We start from the raw sequence: 6855 nt of genomic DNA on the forward strand, positions 1-6855 counted from the left end.
CTCCCCCGGTCAGGTCAGTGAAGGACGATCAGGTGACGCAGCAGGAGATCCCGCTCCACGGCGGGAACACCTCGGTCGTGGTGCGCTCGGGCGACACGGTGCGCCGCAACGCGGGCCCTTGGACGCCCGCCGTGCACGCATTGCTGCGCCATCTCGAGTACGTCGGTTTTACCGGGGCGCCGCGCGCGTACGGCATCGACGAACGAGGCCGCGAGGTACTGCAATACCTCGAAGGTGAGTGCGGAGAGTACCCGCTGGCACCGCACTGGGTGACGGACGAGGCGATGGTCACTGTCGCCACCATGCTGCGGATGTTCCACGACGCCCAGGCCGGCTTCCGCCCGCCGCCCAACGCCGTGTGGCGCTCGTTCGGGCCCCCGCCGCCCGACACCGAGGTCATCTGCCACCACGATGCGGCGCCGCACAACGTCATCTGGCGCCCGGACGGCACCCTGTCCCTGATCGACTTCGACCTGTCCTCCCCGGGCGCGCGGATCTACGACGTCGCGTACGCGGCGTGGACGTGGGTCCCGCTGTTCTCCGACCGGGACTCGTACACGCTGGGCTGGAAGCGGCCGAACCGCCCGCGCCGGCTGCGCATGTTCGCCGACGCCTACGGGCTGACGCCGCGCGACCGGCACCGCCTCGTCCGGGTCATCCGGAAACGAATTGTCGATCACATTGAAGGCATTCGACGCATGGCGGCCGCCGGAGACCCTGCATTCGTGCGCATCGTGCACAAGGGGCATCTCCGTCGCCCCGTGCGTGACCTGCGGCTCATCGATTATGAGCGGCACACCCTCGAATACGCGCTCCGTTAGGCGCTTTCGCGGATGTGAGCGTTTCTTCACACGCTGGAAACATGACGTGACGCGGTAGAAACCGCGCAGCGCCGGTGCGCGAAACGTGAGCCCGACAAGCTCTCGCGCAACCGGCTGGAGGGCGACGCTGCCTCGAAGGTCGGGAGGGAGGATCTCGACCATCTGGAGGCCCGCGTGCCTGAAGTGAAGATTGATACCGGCCACACCGCGTGGCTTCTTGTGTCTACCGCGCTCGTGTTGCTGATGACGCCCGCCCTGGCGCTGTTCTACGGCGGCCTGAACCGCAACAAGGGCGTCCTGAACATGATGATGATGAGCTTCTCGTCGATCGGGCTCGTCAGCGTCCTGTGGCTCTTCTACGGCTTCAGCGCGTCGTTCGGCCCCGACAGCGCCGGTGGCCTCTTCGGCAACCTCGGTCAGTACTTCGGTAGCAAGACCTACCTCACCGAGATCTGGGGCGCGACCGCGGACAACCCGAGCGGCCTGCAGATCCCGACGTTCGTCTTCATGGTCTTCCAGATGACGTTCGCCGTGATCACCGTCGCGCTGATCAGCGGCGCCATCTCCGACCGGGCGAAGTTTGGCGGCTGGCTGCTGTTCGCCGCCGGCTGGGCCACCCTCGTGTACTTCCCGGTCGCGCACAGCGTGTGGGGTGGCGGCCTGCTGACCCAGAAGTTCCACCCGCTCGACTTCGCCGGTGGTACCGCCGTGCACATCAACGCGGGCGCGGCCGCGCTCGGCGTCGCGCTGGTCCTCGGCAAGCGCATCGGCTGGCCGCGCGAGATCATGAAGCCGCACAACGTGCCCTTCGTGGCCCTCGGCGCCGGCCTGCTGTGGTTCGGCTGGTTCGGCTTCAACGCCGGCTCGGAGGGGGGCGTCGACTTCGTCACGGGTCTCGCCTTCGTCAACACGCAGGTCGCCACCGCGGCCGCGCTGCTCGGCTGGGTCATCGTCGAGTGGATTCGCGACCGTAAGCCCACCCTCGTCGGCGCCTCCTCGGGCGCGGTCGCGGGCCTCGTCGCCATCACCCCCGCGTGTGGCTTCATCGACTCGTGGGCGGCCGTGCTGCTCGGCCTCGTCGCCGGTGTGGTCTGCGCCCTCGCGGTCAGCCTGAAGTACCGCTTCGGCTTCGACGACTCGCTCGACGTGGTCGGCGTGCACTTCGTCGGCGGGTGGATCGGCTCGCTGTGGCTGGGCTTCTTCGCCAACGACAAGCTGAACGCGAACATCAGCAGCGCGCTCGGCGCCAAGAACGGCCTGTTCTTCGGCGGCGGCGCCGGTCAGCTCGGCGCCCAGGCCGCGGCGAGCGGTATCGTCACCATCTACTCGTTCGCCATCGCCTTCGGGCTCGCCTTCATCATCGAGAAGACGATCGGCTTCCGGGTCAGCGCCGAGGCGGAGGTCGAGGGCATCGACATCGCGGAGCACGCGGAGAGCGCCTACGACATGACCCCGGGCACCGGCAGCGGTGGCGGTGGAGCCTTCGCCCTGGCGGGCGTGGGAGCGGGCAAGGCACCCGCGCCGGCGGCGGAAGCCCCGGCGTCGGAAACGGTAGCCGGATAGCGTCGAGGGATGTCGGAGGGAATGGGCATGAAGCTGGTGACCGCGGTCATCAAGCCGTATCAGCTCGACGCGGTGAAGGAGGCCCTGCACGCGCTCGGCGTTGCCGGCCTCACCGTGAGCGAGGTTCAGGGTTACGGCCGTCAGAAGGGCCACACCGAGGTCTACCGCGGTGCGGAGTACACGGTGGAGTTCGTCCCGAAGATCCGGGTCGAGATCGTCACCGACGAGCTCGACTTCGAGAAGGTCGTCGACGCCATCGTCACCGCCGCCCGCACCGGCAAGATCGGTGACGGCAAGGTGTGGGTCACCTCGGTCGACGAGGTCGTCCGGGTCCGCACCGGCGAGCGCGGGCTCGACGCCCTCTAATCGCCGTCGATATCGGTCCTCAACAGATGACCCAGCTGCCCGCGTCCGCCCCGGTCCTTTCCACCGGGGCGGGCGCGGACGCGCGTGCCGAGCGCTGCGCCGCCATCGACGAGTGGCTCGCCTCGGTCTTTTCAAGTGCCGGCGGCGGTACGGCAGGAGCCTGCCTCGTCGCCGTGGGCGGCCTCGGCCGGCGGGAGTGCGCCCCGCGCAGCGACCTCGACCTGGTGCTCCTCCACGACGGCGGCCCGGGCGCGGAGGCGGCCGCGGACGAGCTCGGCAGCCAGATCTGGTACCAGGTCTGGGACGCCAAGTTCGCCCTCGACCACTCCACCCGCAGCCCCGAGCTGGCCCTGGAGCTGGCCCGCGAGGATCTCAAGGTCGCGCTCGGCCTGCTGGACGCCCGCCTCATCGCCGGCGACGAGGCGCTCCTGCAGCGCCTCCACGCGGCCGCCGTCGCCCAGTGGCGGCGCGAGGCCCGCCACCTGCTGCCCGCCCTGCGCGCGCTCACCACGCAGCGCTGGCAGGCCCACGGCGAGCTGGCCTTCCTCCTCGAGGGTGACGTCAAGGAGTCCCGCGGCGGCCTGCGCGACTTCGGCGTCCTGCGCGGCATCGGCTTCGCCGGCGTCGCCGACGGCCCCCGCCCGGCCGTGCGCGGCGCCCACCGCACCCTCCTCGACGTCCGCGACGCCCTGCACGCCGTGCGCGGCCGCCGCGTCGACCGCCTCCTCGCCCAGGACCGCGACGAGGTCGCCGAGCTGCTCGACCTGGGCGACCGTGACGAGGTGCTGCGGCGCATCGCCGAGGCGGCCCGCACCATCGCCTACGCCAGCGACGACGCGTGGCGCGCCGTGGAGCGCTGGTCGGCGCCGAGCGCCCGCGGCCACGGCGAGCGCCGCCCCCTCGCCCGCGACGTGGTCGAGCAGCGCGGCGAGGTCGTGCTGGCCCGCGCCGCGGTCACCCCGCGCCCCGACCCGGCACTGCCCCTGCGCGTGGCCGCGGCCGCCGCCCGGGCCGACCTGCCGATCGCCCACGCGACCCTGGAGTGGCTCGGCGGCTTCGCCGGCCCGATGCCGCGCCCCTGGCCCGCCCCCGCGCGCGACGCGCTGCTCACGCTGCTGGGCAGCGGCCCGACCATGATCTCCGTCTGGGAGGCCTGCGACCGCTACGGCCTGGTCGTCAAGTGGCTGCCCGAGTGGGCGCGGGTGCGCAGCCTCCCGCAGCACAACCCGGTGCACCGCTTCACCGTCGACCGGCACCTGGTCGAGACCGCCCGCCAGGCGGCCGGCCTGACCCGCGACGTGGACCGGCCCGACCTGCTCGTCCTCTGTGGCCTGCTGCACGACATCGGCAAGGGCTTGCCCGGCGACCACAGCATCGTCGGCGCCCCGATCGCCGCCGCGGCCGCCGCCAGGATGGGCCTCAGCGCCACGGACGTCGCCCAGGTCGAGAAGGTGGTACGCCTGCACCTCCTCCTCCCCGACACCGCCACCCGCCGCGACCTGTCCGACCCGCGCACCATCGCCACCGTCGCCGCCGCGGTCGGCGACGCCACCACGCTCTCCCTGCTGCACGCCCTGGCCCGCGCGGACGCGGCCGCCACCGGGCCCGCCGCCTGGTCGGACTGGAAGGGCCGGCTCATCGCCGAGCTGGTCCGCCACGTGGAGCGCGCCCTCGACACCGGGGTGGTGGCCGCGCCGCTGAACCCCGCCGCGGCGCTCACGGTGCCGTCGAAGCTCCCGGCGGTACTGCTGGACACCGACTCCGTCGCCGTCACCGCGTCCGACCGCCGGGGCCTGCTGGCCGCCGTCGCCGGCTGCCTCTCGCTGCACCGCCTCGACGTCGTCACCGCCGACACGGTGACCGTGGACGGCCTCGCGCGGATGGTCTGCGCCGTGCAGCCCCGCTACGGCGGCGACATCGACCGCGAGGCGCTCGTCTCCGACCTGCGCCGCGCGGTCACCGGCGACCTCCCGGTGGCCGAGCGGCTGGCCGCGCGGGAGCGCTCGGCGCGGCGCGGCGCGGCGAGCGCGCCCCCGCGCGTGGTCTGGCAGCCCCCGTCGGCCGCGACGGACGCCACGGTGCTGGAGCTGCGCGCCACCGACACCCCCGGGCTGCTCTTCCGGGTGGCCAGCGCGCTCGGCGACGTGGGGGCGGACGTGCGCTCGGCCCACATCTCCACGCTCGGGGGCGAGGTGGTCGACGCCTTCTACCTGGCCGGCACCTGGGACGCGCAGGCCCGCGCCCGGGTGGAGGCCGCGGTCCTGCAGGCCGCCTTGTTGTTGTGACCTGTCCCGGTGCCCCGGCCGTGTAGCTCGGCCTTGTAGTCCGTACTTGTGGCCTTCTGCACCATTTGTCGATCCCTGTTCCCGTGTGCGTCGCGGGCCGCGCCGTGGTGTTCGCGGTCGCGTACCCTTCAAGGGACTCCTACACCGAGGACGGATACGTCGTGTTTGACACCCTGAGTGACCGGCTCTCCGGCATCTTCTCGAAGCTGCGGAGCAAGGGCCGGCTCACCGACGCCGACGTCGACGCCACCGCGCGCGAGATCCGCCTGGCGCTGCTCGAGGCCGACGTCGCGCTGCCCGTGGTCAAGGCGTTCATCGCGCGCCTCAAGGAGCGGGCGCGGGGCGTGGAGGTGTCGCAGGCGCTCAACCCCGCCCAGCAGGTCATCAAGATCGTTCACGAGGAGCTCGTGGCGACGCTCGGTGGCGAAGCGCGCCGGCTGCAGTTCGCCAAGAACCCGCCGACCGTGATCATGCTGGCCGGTCTGCAGGGCTCCGGTAAGACCACGCTCGCCGGCAAGCTCGCCCGGTGGCTCAAGGGCCAGGGCCACCAGCCGCTGCTCGTCGCCGCCGACCTCCAGCGCCCCAACGCCGTCAACCAGCTGCAGGTGCTGGGCGGCCGCGCGGGCGTCGAGGTGTACGCCCCCGAGCCCGGCAACGGCGTCGGCAACCCCGTGCAGGTCGCCCGCGAGTCGATCGAGCACGCCCGCCGCCAGATGCGCGACATCGTGATCGTCGACACCGCCGGCCGCCTCGGCATCGACACCGAGATGATGCAGCAGGCCGCCAACATCCGCGACGCGGTCGACCCCGACGAGGTCCTCTTCGTCATCGACGCCATGGTCGGCCAGGACGCCGTCAGCACCGCAGAGGCGTTCCGCGACGGCGTCGGCATCACCGGCGTCGTGCTCTCCAAGCTCGACGGCGACGCCCGCGGCGGTGCCGCCCTCTCCGTCCGCCATGTCACCGGCCAGCCGATCATGTTCGCCTCCACGGGTGAGAAGCTCGAGGACTTCGACGTCTTCCACCCGGACCGGATGGCCTCCCGCATCCTCGGCATGGGCGACGTGCTCACCCTCATCGAGCAGGCCGAGCTGGCCTTCGCCGACGACGAGAAGGAGCGGATGGCCGCCAAGCTCATGGGCGGCCAGGAGTTCACCCTGGAGGACTTCCTCGAGCAGCTGCAGGCCGTGCGCCGCATGGGCCCGATCGCCAACGTGCTGGCCATGATGCCGGGCATGAACCAGATGAAGGACCAGCTGGCCGAGATCGACGATAAGCACTTCGACCGGGTCACCGCGATCATCCGCTCCATGACCCCGAAAGAGCGCGCCAACCCGAAGATCCTCAACGCCTCCCGCCGCGTGCGCATCGCCAACGGCTCGGGCGTCTCGGTCACCGACGTGAACCAGCTGCTGACCCGCTTCGCCGACGCCCAGAAGATGATGAAGCAGATGGGCGGCATGATGGGCCTGCCCGGCGGCCGTCGCAAGGCCACCAAGTCGCCGAAGAACAAGCGCAAGGGCAGCAAGGGCGGCAACAGCGGCGTGCGCCAGCCCCGCGTGGGCGGCGGCCTGCCCGGCGGCCTGCCGCAGCTCCCGCCCGGCTTCGACCCGGCCGCCATGGACCCGAACGCGGCCGGCCTGCCGCCGGGCTTCCGGCTGCCGAAGCTCGACTTCTCGAAGCTCCAGAAGCGTGACAAGGACGCCTGAGCCACCCGCCGCGCGCCCGGCCACGGAGCCTCTGCCGGCGGGTCCCGCGGGTGTGGGCCCGGATGCTTCGCGCGCGGGCGCGGTGCGCTCGGGTGCGTCGTCGGCGGCCGC

At 72.1% G+C, this 6855-nt stretch carries 5 protein-coding genes; all 5 read left to right on the forward strand.

The genetic code is table 11. The features are described 5' to 3' along the window. Positions 1-32: 32 nt before the first annotated feature. On the forward strand, positions 33-821 hold the full coding sequence (locus AB0M46_RS44315; protein ID WP_363346373.1) for an aminoglycoside phosphotransferase family protein: 789 nt from the start codon (positions 33-35) through the stop codon (positions 819-821). 174 nt (positions 822-995) lie between these two features. After that, entirely contained in the window at positions 996-2384 is a 1389-nt protein-coding gene (locus AB0M46_RS44320) for an ammonium transporter (RefSeq protein WP_363346375.1), read from the forward strand. 27 nt (positions 2385-2411) lie between these two features. Next, a complete protein-coding gene (locus AB0M46_RS44325; protein WP_190249674.1) occupies positions 2412-2750 on the forward strand; it encodes a P-II family nitrogen regulator in 339 nt (112 codons plus the stop codon). Positions 2751-2776: 26 nt separating this feature from the next. Continuing rightward, positions 2777-5035 carry a [protein-PII] uridylyltransferase gene (locus tag AB0M46_RS44330; protein WP_363346377.1) on the forward strand — a complete coding sequence of 753 codons (2259 nt, stop codon included), beginning with the start codon at positions 2777-2779 and terminating at the stop codon, positions 5033-5035. A gap of 161 nt (positions 5036-5196) precedes the next feature. Continuing rightward, on the forward strand, positions 5197-6744 hold the full coding sequence (gene ffh, locus AB0M46_RS44335) for a signal recognition particle protein (RefSeq protein ID WP_363346379.1): 1548 nt from the start codon (positions 5197-5199) through the stop codon (positions 6742-6744). Positions 6745-6855: the final 111 nt, after the last annotated feature.

The organism is Dactylosporangium sp. NPDC051485 (assembly GCF_040682015.1).
Lineage (GTDB): Bacteria > Actinomycetota > Actinomycetes > Mycobacteriales > Micromonosporaceae > Dactylosporangium.